At 68.1% G+C, this 16,264-nt stretch carries 11 protein-coding genes and 1 tRNA gene; 5 read left to right on the top strand and 7 right to left on the bottom strand.

Features of this window, described 5'->3' with window-relative positions; genetic code table 11:
- Nucleotides 1-7: 7 nt before the first annotated feature.
- The 5 genes from G1C96_RS05740 to G1C96_RS05720 form a co-directional block, all read right to left on the bottom strand.
- Entirely contained in the window at nucleotides 8-1,834 is a 1,827-nt protein-coding gene (locus G1C96_RS05740) for a [protein-PII] uridylyltransferase family protein (protein WP_169275695.1), read from the bottom strand.
- 175 nt (nucleotides 1,835-2,009) lie between these two features.
- The gene (locus G1C96_RS05735) at nucleotides 2,010-2,348 is read right to left on the bottom strand and encodes a P-II family nitrogen regulator (protein WP_150354424.1); all 339 of its coding nucleotides are present in this window, start codon (nucleotides 2,346-2,348) and stop codon (nucleotides 2,010-2,012) included.
- A 1-nt stretch (nucleotide 2,349) separates the two neighbouring features.
- Nucleotides 2,350-3,681 carry an ammonium transporter gene (locus G1C96_RS05730; RefSeq protein ID WP_169275694.1) on the bottom strand — a complete coding sequence of 444 codons (1,332 nt, stop codon included), beginning with the start codon at nucleotides 3,679-3,681 and terminating at the stop codon, nucleotides 2,350-2,352.
- 456 nt (nucleotides 3,682-4,137) lie between these two features.
- The gene (gene ftsY / locus G1C96_RS05725; RefSeq protein WP_169275693.1) at nucleotides 4,138-5,403 is read right to left on the bottom strand and encodes a signal recognition particle-docking protein FtsY; all 1,266 of its coding nucleotides are present in this window, start codon (nucleotides 5,401-5,403) and stop codon (nucleotides 4,138-4,140) included.
- A gap of 119 nt (nucleotides 5,404-5,522) precedes the next feature.
- Nucleotides 5,523-5,954 carry a hypothetical protein gene (locus G1C96_RS05720; RefSeq protein ID WP_169275692.1) on the bottom strand — a complete coding sequence of 144 codons (432 nt, stop codon included), beginning with the start codon at nucleotides 5,952-5,954 and terminating at the stop codon, nucleotides 5,523-5,525.
- 215 nt (nucleotides 5,955-6,169) lie between these two features.
- On the opposite strand from G1C96_RS05720, the gene G1C96_RS05715 reads away from it, so the two are divergent.
- Nucleotides 6,170-6,985: a TetR/AcrR family transcriptional regulator gene (locus tag G1C96_RS05715; RefSeq protein ID WP_169275742.1), complete on the top strand. Its 816-nt coding sequence runs from the start codon at nucleotides 6,170-6,172 to the stop codon at nucleotides 6,983-6,985.
- A gap of 347 nt (nucleotides 6,986-7,332) precedes the next feature.
- Nucleotides 7,333-7,408 (top strand) — tRNA-Lys (locus G1C96_RS05710).
- 278 nt (nucleotides 7,409-7,686) lie between these two features.
- Here the strand turns inward: G1C96_RS05710 and G1C96_RS05705 are convergent.
- Together G1C96_RS05705 and G1C96_RS05700 are read right to left on the bottom strand one after the other, a co-directional pair.
- Nucleotides 7,687-8,523 carry a hypothetical protein gene (locus G1C96_RS05705; protein ID WP_169275691.1) on the bottom strand — a complete coding sequence of 279 codons (837 nt, stop codon included), beginning with the start codon at nucleotides 8,521-8,523 and terminating at the stop codon, nucleotides 7,687-7,689.
- The gene (locus tag G1C96_RS05700) at nucleotides 8,516-8,746 is read right to left on the bottom strand and encodes a helix-turn-helix transcriptional regulator (protein ID WP_169275690.1); all 231 of its coding nucleotides are present in this window, start codon (nucleotides 8,744-8,746) and stop codon (nucleotides 8,516-8,518) included. Before G1C96_RS05700 ends, G1C96_RS05705 begins: the two co-directional genes overlap by 8 nt.
- Before the next feature lie 419 nt (nucleotides 8,747-9,165).
- Here G1C96_RS05700 and G1C96_RS05695 point away from each other — a divergent pair, with 419 nt between their 5' ends.
- The 3 genes from G1C96_RS05695 (at nucleotide 9,166) to G1C96_RS05685 (ending at nucleotide 16,242) form a co-directional block, all read left to right on the top strand.
- Entirely contained in the window at nucleotides 9,166-10,356 is a 1,191-nt protein-coding gene (locus tag G1C96_RS05695; RefSeq protein ID WP_169275689.1) for a pyridoxal phosphate-dependent aminotransferase, read from the top strand.
- A 955-nt stretch (nucleotides 10,357-11,311) separates the two neighbouring features.
- The gene (locus G1C96_RS05690; protein WP_169275688.1) at nucleotides 11,312-14,056 is read left to right on the top strand and encodes a YhgE/Pip domain-containing protein; all 2,745 of its coding nucleotides are present in this window, start codon (nucleotides 11,312-11,314) and stop codon (nucleotides 14,054-14,056) included.
- Entirely contained in the window at nucleotides 14,053-16,242 is a 2,190-nt protein-coding gene (locus G1C96_RS05685; protein WP_169275687.1) for a YhgE/Pip domain-containing protein, read from the top strand. Before G1C96_RS05690 ends, G1C96_RS05685 begins: the two co-directional genes overlap by 4 nt.
- The last annotated feature ends 22 nt before the right edge of the window (nucleotides 16,243-16,264 follow it).

The following is a 16,264-nucleotide window of genomic DNA, read 5'->3' as shown; positions in this document are numbered from 1 at the left end:
GCGCGGGCTACAGCGCCGCGCGCACCGCGGCGTACATCTGCCCGACGACAGCCGCGCGCCACTTGCTCCACCCGTACTGCTTGGTGATGGACTCCCCCGCCGTGGCGCCCAGCGACGAGCCGTCGGCGCGCGTCAGGTCGAACAGCATGTCCAGCAGCAGCGGATCGTGCCGGACGCGGTCGGCCAGCTCGCCGGTCACGGCCGGATCGGACGGGTCCCTGCCGCTGGCGAACTCGGAGAGCGTCAGATGCTCGCGCACCAGCAGCGTCACCCGGTCCACGGTCTCGGCGTCGAACCCCATGCGCCGCAGGATGTACGGCACGTGGCGTGCACCCTCGGCCGCATGGTCGGTCACGCCCGGGCGCTTGCCCAGATCGTGCAGGATGCCCGCCAGCAGCAGCGCCGCGTAGTGCGCGTCGTCGTAGCGGCCGCCGGACGGCGTCTCGCGCCCCAGCCGCGACGTGACCTCCACCATGTGGCGGTCGATGGTGTACCGGTGCGCGGCCGAGGCGGACGGACGGTTGCGGATGCCCAACCACTCCGGGATCCAGCGGCCGGGGAGGTTCACGTAGTCGAGCTCCTCCCACACGTCCAGCAGCGCCGGCCCGCAGGCGAGCAGCCGCACGAACAGCGCGCGCGCCTCGTCGTCCCACACCGAGTCGCGGATCGGGCAGCGCCGGAGGTTGAGCAGCGTGGACGGATTGATCTCCAGCCCGTACTCGCCGGCCGCCGCGCCCACGCGCAGCGCCAGGTTCGCGTCGGCCTCCGGCTCGGTGTTCGGGGCGAGCACGATCTCGCCCTCATGCCGCGCCACGCCGGGAGCCACCACGTCGAACGTCGGCGCCTCGCGCCTGCCGCCGCCGCGCGGCTGCAGGATCTGGAAGAACGCGAACCGCGGCTTCTCGTGCACCAGCGAATGCTCGGCGCGCGACGCCGTGGAGTCCAGCGCGAAGGAGATCTGGCGGCCGAGCCCGGCCAGACGCGTCTGCAGATCGTCGATGGCGCGCGCGTCGCGCTCGGCCTGAGGCCACGTGGGATCCGCGAGGCCCAGCATCGCCGCCACCCTGGGCTGGTAGGGCGCGAGCAGCAGGTTCGTGTCCTTGTTGGCCACCAGATGGATGCAGTCGCGCACGTCGAGCAGACGCTCCACGTCCTCGTCGTAGCGGCCGTGGGGGCGATCGGCCAGCCAGGACGCGGCGAGCGCGGAGACGAGCACCGCATCGCGCAGGCCGCCGCGCGCCTCCTTGACGTCCGGCTGGTTGATGTACGCGAGCCGTCCGAACTCGTCGAGACGCGACTTGGCGGAGGCGAGCAGCTCCGGCAGGCGCTTGCGCGCCGCCTTGCGCCAGCGTTCGAGGATGGACGTGGACGTGCGCGTGATGAGCGCCGTGTCCCCGGCGATGGGCCTCACGTCCAGCCAGCCCATCGCGGCGGGCAGGTCGGAGTCGGTGACCGCCTCGCACTGGGCGCGCGTGCGGACGGAATGGTCGAGGTCCAGGCCGGAGTCCCACAGCGGGTACCACAGCTTGTTGGCGAGCTGGTTGAGCTGCTCGTCGCCCAGCGCGTGGTTGTCGTAGATGATGACGAGGTCGAGGTCGGAGCTGGGTCCCACCTGTCCGCGCGCGAGCGAGCCGACCGCCGCGAACCCGATGCCCTGCGCCGGCACGTCGAACGGCACGGCCTCGCACGCCTCGCCCCACAGCTTCGTGAGGCATGCCATGGCCAGCTCGGTGCGCGCCCTGCGCTTGGCCGCGCCATCGCGGTAGATGCCGTCCGCGTCCGGCTGGCTCATCGCCATGAATCGTTGCTTGAGACCGTCGACTGCGCTGGCCACCGTTGTCTGTTTCCTTCCGCGACGCGCATGTGCGCATGGATGTTTGCGTATGGATTGTGATGCGTATGGATTGATGCATGTATGACGAAATCCCCGCGTACGGAGCACGCACGCGGGGATTCCTGTCTCATTACCCGTTCCGGGGCTCACGGCCGGCCGGCGCGGGCGTCCTTCATCAGATCGCCGCGGAACCGGTCTCGCCGGTGCGCACGCGGGTCACGGAATCGAGAGGCGCGACCCAGATCTTGCCGTCGCCGATGGTGCCGGTGCCGGCCGCCTTGGCGATCACGCCCACGAGCGTCTCCGCGTCGGCGTCGTCGGACAGCACCTCCACGCGGATCTTCGGGATCAGGTCGACGGTGTATTCGGCGCCGCGGTAGACCTCGGTGTGTCCGCGCTGACGGCCGTAGCCGTTCGCTTCGGAAACCGTCAGGCCGTGCACGCCGGCGGCCGCGAGGGCCTCCTTGACGTCGTCGAGCTTATGGGGCTGGATGATAGCAGTGATGAGCTTCATCTCACTTCACCTCCTTGAGAACGGAGCTGGCAGTACCAGCGAAATCGTAGGCACGCTCGCCCTGGTCGGCAAGATCGATGCCGCCGACCTCCTGGGCCTCGGTGACGCGCCAGCCGATGGTCTTCTCCAGCGCGAAGGCGATGATCGCGGTGATGACGCCGGAGTAGAGGATGGCGCACAGGGCGATGACGATCTGCACGAGCAGCTGCTTGAAGTCGCCGCCCGCGAACAGGCCGGTGCCCTCGCCGAAGAAGCCGATGAGCACGGTGCCGGTCAGGCCGCCCACGCCGTGGACACCGACGACGTCGAGCGAGTCATCGTAGCCGAGCTTGAACTTGAGGCCGCAGGCGAAGCAGCAGAGCACGCCGGCGATGGCGCCGAGGACCATGGCCCACAGCGGGGAGACCACGTCGGCGGCCGGGGTGATGGCGACCAGACCGGCGACGATGCCGGACGCGGCACCCATCGCGGTGTAGTGGCCGGTGCGGATCTTCTCGGTGAAGCCCCAGGCCAGCATGGCGGCCGCGGTGGCGGCGGTGGTGGACATCCAGGCGTAGCCGGCGGTGCCGTTGGCGCCGAAGGCGGAGCCGGCGTTGAAGCCGAACCAGCCGAACCACAGCAGGAAGGCGCCGAGCATCACGAACGGGACGTTGTGCGGACGGATCGGGGAGACGCCGAAGCCCTTGCGCTTGCCGATGATCAGGACGATCACGAGCGCGGCCATTGCGGCGTTGATGTGCACGACGGTGCCGCCTGCGAAGTCGTGGGCGGCGGCGCCGATGGCGGTGGAGATCGCGCCGTCACCGCTCAGCAGGCCGTGGTTCCACACCATGTGGGCCATCGGGGCGTAGTCGAACGTGATCCACAGGGCCACGAAGATCATCCAGGTGCTGTACTTGATGCGCTCGGCCAGGGCGCCGGAGATCAGGGCCACGGTGATCATGGCGAAGGTGACCTGGAAGGCGACGTCGATGGAGCCGGGGTAGGAGGGCATGTCGTCGGCCGCGGCGGTGTAGGTGGACGGGTCGCTCACGGAGCCGAACACGCCGTCGGTGGCGACCATGGAGTCCTTGAGCAGGAAGCCGGTGGCGGGATCGCCGAAGATGCCGCCGATGCTGTTACCGGCGTAGGCGATCGACCAGCCCCACAGCGTCCACACGACGGCGGTGACGGACAGCGCCGCGGCGGACAGCATGAGCATGTTCAGAATGGCCTTGGCGCGGACCATGCCGCCATAGAAAAACGCCACACCGGGCGTCATGAGGAAAACCAAGGAAGCGGACGTAAGCATCCACGCGGCATTGCCGGTCGTCGCTGCTACTTCGGGGATCATGGCTACCTCCCTCTCTTCTGTATTGTGCCGGAGGATTCCGGCGGTTCACTTCTCGCGGCTCCCCACGGAGCCAACACCGTTATGAAACGACCGGCTGGTTTCCGGGATTGTTACGCCCTGTTACGGGGAGGTTAAAGGCCTTGGGGCGCTTGGGGTTTCACGATGGCGCGGATGCGGAAACGCCGGGTGCGGGCACAGCTACGTAGTCCACGCGTCGCACGTATTTTCGATTCGTGTGGCGGTCGCCGCCGGCTCCGCCGGATATCCCCGTTGCGATATCGGCGATATGACGCCGGCGGTACCCGACCGGACGGCCGAATTCCACCACACGAATCGAAAATGCCTCGACGGCCGGCCGCGCAACCCGCCTCCGAATATCAATGATGGGCAGCTTCCATGTGAAAACTGCCCATCATCGTCCGCGCAATGCCTGATCGCGCGCAGCGGCGGCCACCGTCAGGCGAGGATGCCGTCCACGAAGCCCTCCGGGTCGAACGGCGCGAGATCGTCGGGGCCTTCGCCCAGTCCCACGAGCTTGACCGGCACGCCCAGTTCCTTCTGCACCGAAATCACGATGCCGCCGCGCGCGGAGCCGTCCAGCTTGGACAGCACGATGCCGGTGATGCCGATCGCCTCGGCGAACACCTTGGCCTGCGCCATGCCGTTCTGACCGGTGGTGGCGTCCAGCACGAGCAGCACCTCGTCCACCGGCAGGTTCTTCTCGGTGACGCGGCGGATCTTGCCGAGCTCGTCCATGAGGTTGGCCTTGTTCTGCAGACGGCCGGCGGTGTCGATGATGAGCACGTCGGCGTCCGCCTCCTTGGCGCGGGCGGCCGCGTCGAACGCCACGGACGCCGGGTCGGCGCCGTCCTTGTCCGAGCGGACGACGGGCACGTCCACGCGCGCGCCCCACGTCTCGAGCTGGTCGGCGGCGGCGGCGCGGAACGTGTCGGCCGCGCCCAGCACCACGGACTTGCCGTCGGCCACGAACAGGCGCGCGAGCTTGCCGGCCGTGGTGGTCTTGCCGGTGCCGTTGACGCCCACCATCATGATGACGGACGGTTTGGCCGCGCCCGGCTTGTTCACGTTGAGGCGACGGTCCGTGTCGCGGCCCACCAGATCGAGCAGCTTGCCGCGCAGCATCTCGCGCACGGCGGCGGGATCCTTCTCGCCGGTCACGCGCGCGTCGGAGCGCAGCTCGTCCACCAGCTGTTCGGCGGCCTCGGCGCCCACGTCCGCCAGCAGCAGCGTATCCTCCACGTCCTCCCAATCGGCCTCGGTGAGGTGGTCCTTGGTGAGGATGGCGAACAGCGCCTTGCCGAACGGGTTGGCGGACTTGGCGAGCTTGGCCTTGAGGCGCGTGAGGCGCGAGCCGACCGATTCCGGGGTCTCGGCCTTGGCCGGCGCGGGAGCCGGGGCGGGCGCGGGCTCGGCCGGCGCCGGAGCGGCGGACTCGGCTGCCGGAGCCGGGGCGCTCCCGGCGTCTTCGCCCGGTTCATGCTTCGACTCGGACTTCGGCTCGGACTCGGATGCGGTCGCGGATTCCGCCGGCGTCGGCTCGGGAGTCGCGGCGGGCGGGACCGATGCGGCATCGGCCTTGATGCGCTCCTCGGCGCGCGCGATGCGGCGCTTGCGCGAGCGGTCCATGAGATAGCCGCCCACGATCAGCGCGGCGACGACGATGACGACGGCTACGACCGCCAGAATGCTATTGGGTTCCATGTCCCCAAGCCTAAAAACCGCAAGGGACACAGCCGGGGCAATCAGCGCACGGACCGGGAACGGACCGGAGCCGGAAGATACTCAGGATCGGGTCAGAAGAGAAGCGGGGCGACCGGGGATTAGCGGCGATCGCCGGAGGGCGAGCTGGCGGACGCGGCGGCGCCGGGTGCGGGAGTGCCGGACGCGGCGGCGCCGTCGGGACGCCGGGTCTCCCCCGCGCGCTGCTGCGGCGCACCCGACTGCGGCGTGCGCAGCGAACGCACCTCCACCACGGTGCCGTTGATCACGTACACCGGATTCTCCATGGTCTGCTCCACCTCGGGGATGTCGCCGTCGGCGTGATGCGGGCGCTTGGGACGGCCCTCCGTGGACTGGGGCGTGAACGACGGCATCGTGCCGCCCACGCGGCGCACGCGCGGCGGCTCCTGACGCGGATTGCTGCGTTCGTACAGGCGCTCGCTGAACGTTCCGTCATGCGATTCGCCGCGCGCCAACCTGAGTACGAACAGGATGGCACCGATGAGAACCGCCAACCAAATGAGAATCGCCACGAGCATACGGATATTGTGCCAACACCCCATCACAACCGCCGCGGTTCATGTCGCGATCGGACCCGTTTTCTCACATTTGCGTCCACGCCTCGGTTTCGAACCGGTTCGACCGTCGAATCGACGCCGAAGCCGCCATCGGAAACACCCGTCGCGAGACCCGCGCCGCGGCGCCCCGGAACCGTGGAACAATGGGACGCATGGCAAATTCTTCGAGGATGACATCGTTCCAGCGCCGCGAGCAGCTCATCGCCGTAGGCAGGGCGCTGTTCGCTTCCAAGGGGTTCGAGGCGGCGAGCGTCGAGGAGATCGCCGCCAACGCCAAGGTGTCCAAGCCGATCGTCTACGAGCACTTCGGCGGCAAGGAGGGCCTGTACGCCGTCATCGTGGACCGCGAGATGCGCGCCCTCACGGACACGCTCGCCGCCGCGCTCTCGGATCAGGACGCGCACCCGCGCCGGATCGTGGAACGCGCCGCGCTGGCGCTGCTCACCTACATCGAGGAGCACACCGAGGGCTTCCAGGTGCTCGTGCGCGACTCCCCGAGCACCGACCCGGCCGGATCGTTCTCCTCGCTGCTGGGCGACGTGAGCATCCGCGTGGAGGACCTGCTCACCGCGGCGTTCAAGCGCCAGAAGCTGCCCGTGCGCGGCGTGCCGTACTACGCGCAGATGCTGGTGGGCATGACCGTGTTCACCGGACAGTATTGGGCGGATCGGCGCAAGGTGAGCAAGGAGCAGCTCGCCGCGTACATCGTGGATCTGGCGTGGCACGGGCTGTCCCGCCTGTCCCCCAAGCCGGAGCTGCGCTTCGAGAGCGAGAAGGCGCGACGCGAGGAGGCGAAGCGGGCCGCGCGCGAGGAGCGCGAGGCGGCGAAGGCGGGCGTCGACACCGACTCCGACGACGTCGACGTCGACGCCGGATCCGACGCGCGGCGCGACGAGGCGCGGGTTCCCGAGGAGACGGACGAAGGACGCGGCGAGGCGGAGCCGGACGGCGAGGCATCGCACGACGATACGGCCGGCGACGACTGACGTCTGACCGACGCCGCCCGGCACATCGTTGATTGCCCTAGGTGCGACGCGATCACGCCGCCGGCGGCCGCCCGGAATCGGGTCGCGGAACGCCGGAACCGTCGATTCTCATGGAATTCCCAGCCAACACCGACGTTCCCCTGTGGTTCATGCGGTTATATGTGAATCACGACCGCAAGGCCGCATAACTGAATCCCTTCTTCTCTCTTCTCTCTCAAAGCCCGGCCTCTCCGCCGGGCTTTTCTCTTGTCCGCGCTGCCCGCACAGGGACCGCCGCACAGGACCGACCCGTCTGTGCGACGCCGCCGCGCGCGTTGTCCGCCGGCCGCGTGTATCTTAGAAACGTTGCCCCTCTAGCTCAACGGTTAGAGCAGCGTCCTTTTAAGTCGTGGGTTGTGGGTTCGAATCCCACGGGGGGCACCACGAAGGGCTTCAGAACCGTTGCAATTGCTTGGTTCCGAAGCCCTTTTCCTTTTCGCGGAAACGAGATAAATAGGACGTCATTCCGCATTTATTCCGCACATTTGATAGCAACGCATGGCATCATCGCGCATAGGCCGCGCCCATGATTGACGCCGCTCCGAGGTCTTTTCCCATACCCGTCGGATCTCATGTTGTGTGCCATCGTGTGCAATGAGCGCGCCTGCGCGCCGGTTCGACGCTCCGAGACAACATGCGGACAACACGGCCGCCGCGAACCGTCACATCCGGCGCTCGTAGTACGCCGCGGCGATCGCGGAGACCACGGAATGGAGGACGAACGCGATCAGGAGTCCGAGCCCCACGTACATGAGCGGCGCGGAGTCGAAGGCCAGCGAGGCCGTCATGAGCGCGACCTCCAGCAGGATGCACGCGAGGGCCATGATGCGACCGGTCGCCGCCTCGGCCCTGAGCCTGACCAGCCGGTCGCGCTCGTCGCCGCGCGGCACGGGCACGCCGTACCCGCCGCGGCCCAGCAGCAGTCCGGCCACGATCAGGATCACGCCCGCTGCGACGGCCCACAGGCCGGTGGCCGCCCAGTCGCGGAACGCAGGCGCGCCCCAGCCGAACCGGACGCCGCCCGTCACGATCCACGCCACGCCCCACACGAGCATCAGCGCAGCGGCCGCAAGGAACCGCAGACGTCCCCTGCGCGTCTCCTTCGCCACGGACTCCGCGGGACGCCTCGCGGCGCGGGCGATCGCACGGCGCTCGTCGTCGGTCGGCGGATGCGGCCGGACGAACGCGGCGGCGATCAGCGCGACGCCGGCCACGGCCAGCACGGCACAGGCCGCGACCGTCGGCCCGACGCCCCACGGGAAGACCGAGGGACGGTCCGCGAGGATGCAGCCGATCAGCACGGCCGCCATGAGCAGCGCGAATCCGGTCACGCACGGGATGCCGCGCACCCGGCCGCGCGGCGAGACGGGCGCGCGCAGGCCGTGGGGGTTGGCGATATCGCGCAGCGGCCTCGCGTTGCCGTGCGCGCTGCCGTGCGCGGCGCCATTGCCGCGGCCGGCGAAGTCGCCGCCATCATTGTTGACGTTGTGGTTACGCATAGCCGTTCTCCTCGTCGTCGATGCGTCTGTTCTCCTCGAGCAGGCACAGGTCCTCGACGGTGGTGCCGAACACCCGCGCCATGCGGTAGGCGAGCATGAGCGAGGGGCTGTACTGCCCTTTCTCGATGGAGATGATGGTGCGCGACGACACGTACACCGCGTCCGCCAGCTCCTGCTGGGTGAGCCCCGCCGCCCTGCGATATTCGCGAATCCTGGTCCTCATCGACCCGCATCACCCGCCTTTCGACCGACGGAAACATGAAGCTTGCTTCATGTGAAGTTGACTTCATGATACCGCCGGATCGGCGCGACGCGCAAGATCGCGAGACGTGATGCGGCGCAGCGTCGCGGCCCACAAAGGCAAAGGAAAAGCCCGGCGGAGAACCGGGCTTTGAGGAGAAGGAAAAGGAGAAGAAGGGATTCAATTATGCGGGCCTTTGCGGCCGTGACTTCATATAACCGCACCAACCGTAAAGCAACGTCCGACTTCCCTGAACGTTCCATAGGAATCCGACCCGTGAGGCCCGCATGCCGCGTCGCCGCCGCGCGCCGCCCACGGCTGGTGGTAGTAGTAAAAGACGGACGTCGCAACGCCACGACGGCGGCGACGGCACGTACACGGCACAGATCTGAGGAGCAGCCATGATCAACGAGGAATACAAGGCGATGCTGGGCGGCAAGTCCGTCATCCGCGAACTGAGCGAGTACGCCACGGCCCGCGGCGCGCAGATCGGCTACGACAACGTGTTCGACTACAGCCTCGGCAATCCGTCGGTGCCCGCCCCCAAGGCGTTCGCCGATGCCATGGTGGACCTGTACGAGCACGGCGATCCGGTGGCCATCCACGGCTACTCCCCGTCGCTGGGCATCCCGCAGGTCAAGGACGCCATCGCCGCGCACCTCAACGAGCGCTTCGGCATGAACTACGCCGGCAACCACATCTTCCCCACCACGGGCGCCGCCGGAGCCCTCGCCCACGCCATGCGCGCGGTCACCAAGCCCGGCGACGAGATCATCACGTTCGCGCCGTACTTCCCCGAATACCAGCCGTACGTCAGCGGCACGGGCGCGAAGCTCACGGTGATCCCCGCCGACACCGCGAACTTCCAGATCAACTTCGAGGCGTTCGAGCAGGCGCTCAACCCGAACGTGCAGGCCGTGCTCATCAACACGCCCAACAACCCGTCCGGCGCGGTCTACTCCGCCGAAACGCTCACGCGCCTCGCCGGCATCCTGACCGCCAGGCAGGCGGAGTACGGGCACGACATCTTCCTCATCAGCGACGAGCCGTACCGCGAGATCGTGTTCGACGGCGCCGAGCAGCCGTACCCGTCGAAGTTCTACGCGAACACGCTGAGCTGCTACTCGTGGTCGAAGTCGCTGAGCCTGCCGGGCGAGCGCATCGGCTACGTGGCGGTGAACCCCGAAGCCACCGACGCCGACCTGCTGGTGCCGATGATGGGCCAGATCTCGCGCGGCACCGGCCACAACTGCCCGCCGAGCTCCATCCAGCTGGGCGTGTCGAAGGTGCTGGGCCAGACTGCCGATCTGGGCGTCTACGAGACGAACATGAACCTGCTGTACGACGCGCTCACGTCGATCGGCTTCGACGTGGTGCGTCCCGGCGGCACGTTCTACATCTTCCCGAAGGCGCTGGAGGACGACGCCGTGGCGTTCTGCCTCAAGGCCAAGGAGCATGACCTGATCCTCGTGCCGTCCGACAGCTTCGGCGTGCCCGGATACTTCCGCATGGCGTACTGCATCGACACCGAGAAGGTGAAGCGCTCCATCCCGGTGCTCGAGAAGTTCGCGCACGAGGTGTACGGGCTGTAGGGTCCGACGATCCGCGAATTGCCGACGGCCGATCTTCGCAGCGTTGCGGGGATCGGCCGTTCTGGCATCCGCGCCGCGTCCCTCCGATGGTCGATCGTCGCAACATTGTGAGAAAGGACCACTTTGGCAATCGGATTGCCCTCCCCCGATGGCCGATCGTCGCAACGTTGCGAGAATCAGCCACTTTGGCACCCTCACCGCGCCCCTCCGATGGCCAATCATCGCAACGTTGCAAGAACCGGCCACTTTGGCACCCTCACCACGCCCCCCGATGGCCGATTGTCGCAACATTGCGAGAACCAGCCACTTTGGCACCCTCACCACGCTCCCCCGATGGCCGATCATCGCAACATTGTGAGAAAGGACCATCGAGAGACCACGTCAGGCCACGCATCATGGCCCTCCGTCGCAACATTGCAAGAACCGGCCACTTTGGCACCCTCACCACGCTCCCCCGATGACCAATCATCGCAACATTGCAAGAACCGGCCACTTTGGCACCCGCGCCGCGCCCCTCCGATGGCCGATCATCGCAACGTTGTGAGAAAGGACCATCGAGAGACCATGCCAAGCCACGCATCATGGTCCTTCGTCGCAACATTGCGACGCGGGAACGGCGACGCGGGAACGACGACACGGGAATGGCGAACGAGGACGGCGACGCGAGGCGACGGGAAACGGACACCGGCGACGCGACTGTCGGTTATGCGGCGATCGCGCCCATGCTACGCTACACGTGGCGTAGCGCTACGTGCGACGTAGCGCCCGATCGGCGCCGTCGGTCCGCCGGAGTCGCGCCAAGGCGAAGACCGGGGAGACGACCAAGGCGACGACCGAGACCGCAAGGACTGAACCAAGGTCAAGCAGGACAATGCCGACAAGACAAGGCCGGACAGGACCAAATCAGGGCCAAGGCAGGCAGCAGCAACGACGGACGACGGGAAGAAGAGGTGACATGCGCAACGTATGGCGGATCGTCAGGCGGGACGTGCGGCGCGTGCTGCGGGTGCCCACCGCGTGGGTGATCGTCTTCGGTCTGGTGGGCATCCCGGCGCTGTACGCGTGGGTGAACATCTACGGCTTCTGGAACCCGTACAACAACACGCGCGCGATCACCGTGGCGGTGGCCAACGAGGACGAGGGCGCCACGAACGCGGTCATGGGCGAGATGCATCTGGGCGACCAGGTGGAGGACCAGCTGCGGCAGAACACGCAGCTCGGCTGGCAGTTCATGAGCGAGGCCGAGGCGATGCACGCCGTGGAGTCCGCGCAGGCGTACGCGGCGATCGTGATCCCCAAGGACTTCAGCTCGTCGATGAGCGGACTGGTGACCGGCGGCGGCACGCGCCCGCAGATCGACTACTACGTCAACGAGAAGGCCAGCGCCGTGGCCCCGAAGATCACCGACGTGGGCGCCAGCACGCTGGACCAGACCATCAACTCCACGTTCGTCTCCACCGTGAGCCAGGTGATCTCCTCGATGGCGAACACCGCGATCCAGTCGGCGGGCGGCGCCGCGGACCAGAGCAAGCAGGAGATCGCGCAGGACACGGACGAGGCGCGCGCCAAGGTGGACGACATGCGCGGCAAGATCGCCACGCTGCTCACCGAGCTCGACCAGACGCCCGCCAAGATCCAGTCGGCGCGCGACGCCATCGCCACGGCCGACCGCGTGGCCGGCGACGCGGCGAGCGCGCTCGGGCAGGGATCCGACCTGATCCTCAACGCGCAGCGCGACGCGGGCACGTTCACGGCGGCGATGTCCGGCACGCTGGACCAGGGCGCGCTGCTGCTCTCGCAGGCGTCGAGTGGCGCGAATCTGGGCATCTCCGCGGTGACCGGGGGCATGGTGGAGGCGAGGCACCACATCGGGTTCGCGATCGAGGTGGGGCAGGCCGTCAACCAGGCCAACGCCGAGGCGATCGCCTCCCTCGAGGCGCTGAACCGCCCGGAGCTCGCGGACGTGATCGCCCGCCTCAAGGCGCAGAACGAGCGCACCGCGGGCACCCTGAACGACCTCGGCACGCTCAACGACGACGCCACGGCCACCACCACGGCCGTGGGCAACGCGGCGGACGCGCTGAACGCCGCCACGCAGAACACGCTCGCCACGATGGGCGGCGCGGCCGACGCGATCAACGGCACCACGCTGCCGCAGCTCAACAACGGCATCGTGCAGCTGGCCGGCGCCGGCACATCGCTGTCGTCCACGATCGCCGCGCAGCGCAGCCTCATCGCGCAGACCAACGCCGTGCTCGACCAGCTCGACTCCACGCTCGCCACCACCGGCGACGCGCTGCGGAAGACCGACGCGAACCTCGCCACGCTGCAGACGCGGCTGGAGACCGTGTCCACCGACGTGAGCGCGCTGTCCGCCTCGGCGATGCTCGAGCAGCTGTTCGGCAAGGACGGTTCGCTGGACGTGGCCAGGATCGCGGACTTCATGATGTCGCCCACGGTGCTCAGCACGCAGACGCTGTTCCCGCTCAACTCGTACGGCAGCGGCATGGCGCCGCTGTTCACCGATCTGGCGATGTGGGTGGGCGCGTTCGCGCTGGTGGTGATCGTCAAGCTCGAGGTGGACGACGAGGGGCTCGAGGACCTGCGTCTGACGGCCACGCAGCGCTACATGGGCCGCTGGCTGCTGCTCGCGCCGCTGGCCGTGGCGCAGGCGATCCTGGTGACCGTGGGCGATCTGGTCCTCGGCGTGCAGACGGTGAACGCGCCGATGTTCGTGCTCACCGCGATCCTCTCCTCGCTCACGTATCTGAGCATCATCTACGCGCTGGCCACCTCGTTCCAGCACGTGGGCAAGGGCCTGTGCGTGCTGCTGGTGATCGTGCAGATCCCGGGCGCGTCCGGCCTGTACCCCATCGAGATGATGCCGGCGTTCTTCCGCCGCGTCTACCCGCTGTTCCCGTTCACGTATTCGATCGACGCGATGCGCGAGACCGTGGGCGGCTTCTACGACGGGCTGTGGCTGCGCAACGCGGCGTGCCTGATGGTGTTCGTGGCGCTCTCGTTCGTGCTGGGCATCGCGGTGCGGCCGTATCTGGCGAACCTCAACAGCATGTTCGCGCGCCAGATCGCCGAAAGCGACATGATCAACGGCGAGGAGTTCCACACGCCGAGCCGCGGTCCCAAGCTCTCGCAGGCCATCCTGGTGCTCTCCGACCACGAGGAGTACCGGCGTTCGATCGAGCTGCGCGTGGCGCGGTTCGCGGCGCTCTACCCCAAGCTCAAGCGGGGCGCGCTGGTGGCCGGCATCCTGGTGCCCGCGGTGTTCTGCGTGGTGTTCGGCATCAACACGAACCTCAAGCTGGCGGCGCTGGCCAGCTGGATCATCTGGCTGCTGCTCATCATCGGATTCCTGCTGGTGATCGAGACGACGCGCGACCGTCTGGAGCGTCAGATGCAGCTGGGCAACCTGAGCGACGAGGCGATCCGCAACCTCATCTACGAGCATCAGTACGAGCGGCACGCGGCCAGGAAGGCGCGGTCCCGCGGCCGGTCGCGCTTCGGACGCGGCTGGCGGGCGCGCCCCGGCGACGACGCGACGCGTTCCGTGTTCGACGAGGCGCGTGATCACGCGCCGGCGTCGGATCACGCGACGACGGTGGCGACGACGGACGCGGCACCTACAACGGCAAACACGGCAGCGGGCGCCGATCCCGCCAACCGAGGAAGGCATGCGGCATGAGCAAGATCATCAACCTGTTCGTGGGCGACGTGCGCCGCATGTTCTCCAACATCGTCTCGGTCATCGTGGTCATCGGCCTGACCGCCATCCCGGCCGTGTTCACGTGGTTCAACGTGGCGGCCAGCTGGGATCCGTTCTCCTACACCGGCAACCTCAAGTTCGCCGTGGCCAGCGAGGACGAGGGCTACTCCAGCGACCTCATGCCCGTGAAGATCACCGTGGGCGACACCGTGCTGAGCACGCTGCGCGCCAACAGCCAGCTCGACTGGACCTTCACCACCGCCGACCAGGCCATCGAAGGCACCAAGTCCGGCGAATACTACGCGGCCGTGGTGATCCCGAAGGACTTCAGCCGCAACATGATGACGTTCTTCACCGACAACGCCGAACACGCCACGATCTCCTACTACTTCAACGACAAGAAGAACGCGCTCGCCCCCAAGGTGACCGGGCAGGGCGCCGACCAGGTGTCCGCGCAGGTCAACCAGGTGTTCGCGCAGACCATCGGCAACGTGGCGCTGAGCCTGGCGGAGGGGCTCGTCAACCAGATGAGCCAGCCCGAAGCGCAGCAGCGGCTCACCACGTTCAACGACAACGTCGCCTCGCTGGCCGACGACCTCGACTCGCTCGGCGCCACGATCGACGCCTACGACGGCCTACTCACCGCCGCCGGCACGCTGATGGACAGCTCCGTGACGCTGCTCGGACAGGCGTCGGACGCCGCCACGAGCGTGACGGACGGCGTGGACACGGCCAAGTCGTCCGCGTCGGACATCACGTCCGCGCTCACGGCCGCCGCCGGCACGCTCACGGACGCGCTGAACGCCAGCTCGTCGAGCTTCGCCGCGGTGGGCACGAGCATCGACCAGCTGTACGCCAGCGCCGGCAAGCAGGCCGACGACACGGCCGCGGCGATCCGCAACCAGGCAGGCAACGTGGACGCGCAGGTGGGCGAATACCGCGCGCTGCGCGACGCGCTGAACACGGCGATCGGCAGGCTCCCCGCGGACGTGCAACCGCTCGCGCAGCCGCTGCTGGCCAAGATCGACCTGACCATCGGACGCCTGGAGGCCCTGCGCGACGGTCTGAACGCCGCCGCCGACGCCGTGGCCGAAGGCAAGGCCACCGCCGAACAGGGCAGGCAGGACGTCAGGGATCTGGCCACGCAGGCCTCGCAGAGCGTCGCCGACCTGAAGTCGAGCTACGAGGACTCGCTCAAGCCGCGGCTCGACCAGCTCGCCTCCACGGTGAACGACGCCGCGACCGCGCTGCAGGGCACGTCCGGCAACCTCGACCAGGCCATCGGCGACCTGACGGACGCGGCCGGATCGGCCTCCGCCACGCTCACGGACATCCGCACCACGCTCACGGACGTGAAGACCAAGCTCTCCGAGGCATCCGGCGCGCTGCACGACTTCTCGGACAAGCTCGGCGGCGCGCTGGCCGGCGGCGACATGGCGCAGGTCAAGGATCTGCTCGCCAGCGCCTCCAGCCCCGAGGAGCTCGCCGCCACGCTCGCCACCCCCGTGGCGCTGCAGCGCAACGCCGTGTTCCCCGTGGCCAACTTCGGCTCGTCCATGGCGCCGTTCTACTCGGTGATCTCGCTGTGGGTGGGCGCGCTGCTCATCTGCGTCACGCTCAAGCCCACGGTCTCCCGCCGCGTCCGGCGCGAACTGGGCAACCCCACGGCGGGACAGATGTACCTGGGGCACTACGGCATCTTCGGACTGATAGGCCTCATGCAGAGCACGTTCCTCAACGGCGGCAGCCTGCTGTTCATGCACGTGCAGTCGGTGCATCCGTGGGCGTACATGCTCTCCGGGTGGGTGGCGTCGCTGGTGTTCACGTTCTTCGTGTACACGATGCTCGCATCGTTCGGCAACGTGGGCAAGGCGATCGGCGTGATCGTGCTCATCGTGCAGGTCTCCGGCGCGAACGGCGCCTACCCGCTGCAGGTGCTGCCCGCCCTGTTCCGCTACGTGAGCCCGTTCCTGCCCGCCACGCACGCGATCAGCGCGTTCCGCGCCTCCGTGGCCGGCATCTTCGAAGGCGACCTGTGGCGTTCGCTCGGCGCGATGCTGCTGTTCATCCCGCCGCTGCTGCTGCTCGGACTGGTGCTGCGCAAGCCGCTGATCCGGTTCAACACGTGGTACGTGGCCAAGGTCGAGTCGACCAAGCTGCTGTAGGGAGGCGACGGACGTGACGGAC

The organism is Bifidobacterium moraviense (assembly GCF_012932365.1).
Lineage (GTDB): Bacteria > Actinomycetota > Actinomycetes > Actinomycetales > Bifidobacteriaceae > Bifidobacterium > Bifidobacterium moraviense.
The sequence above is the reverse complement of the archived record's forward strand: the minus strand, read 5'-3'. Positions and strand labels throughout refer to the sequence as shown.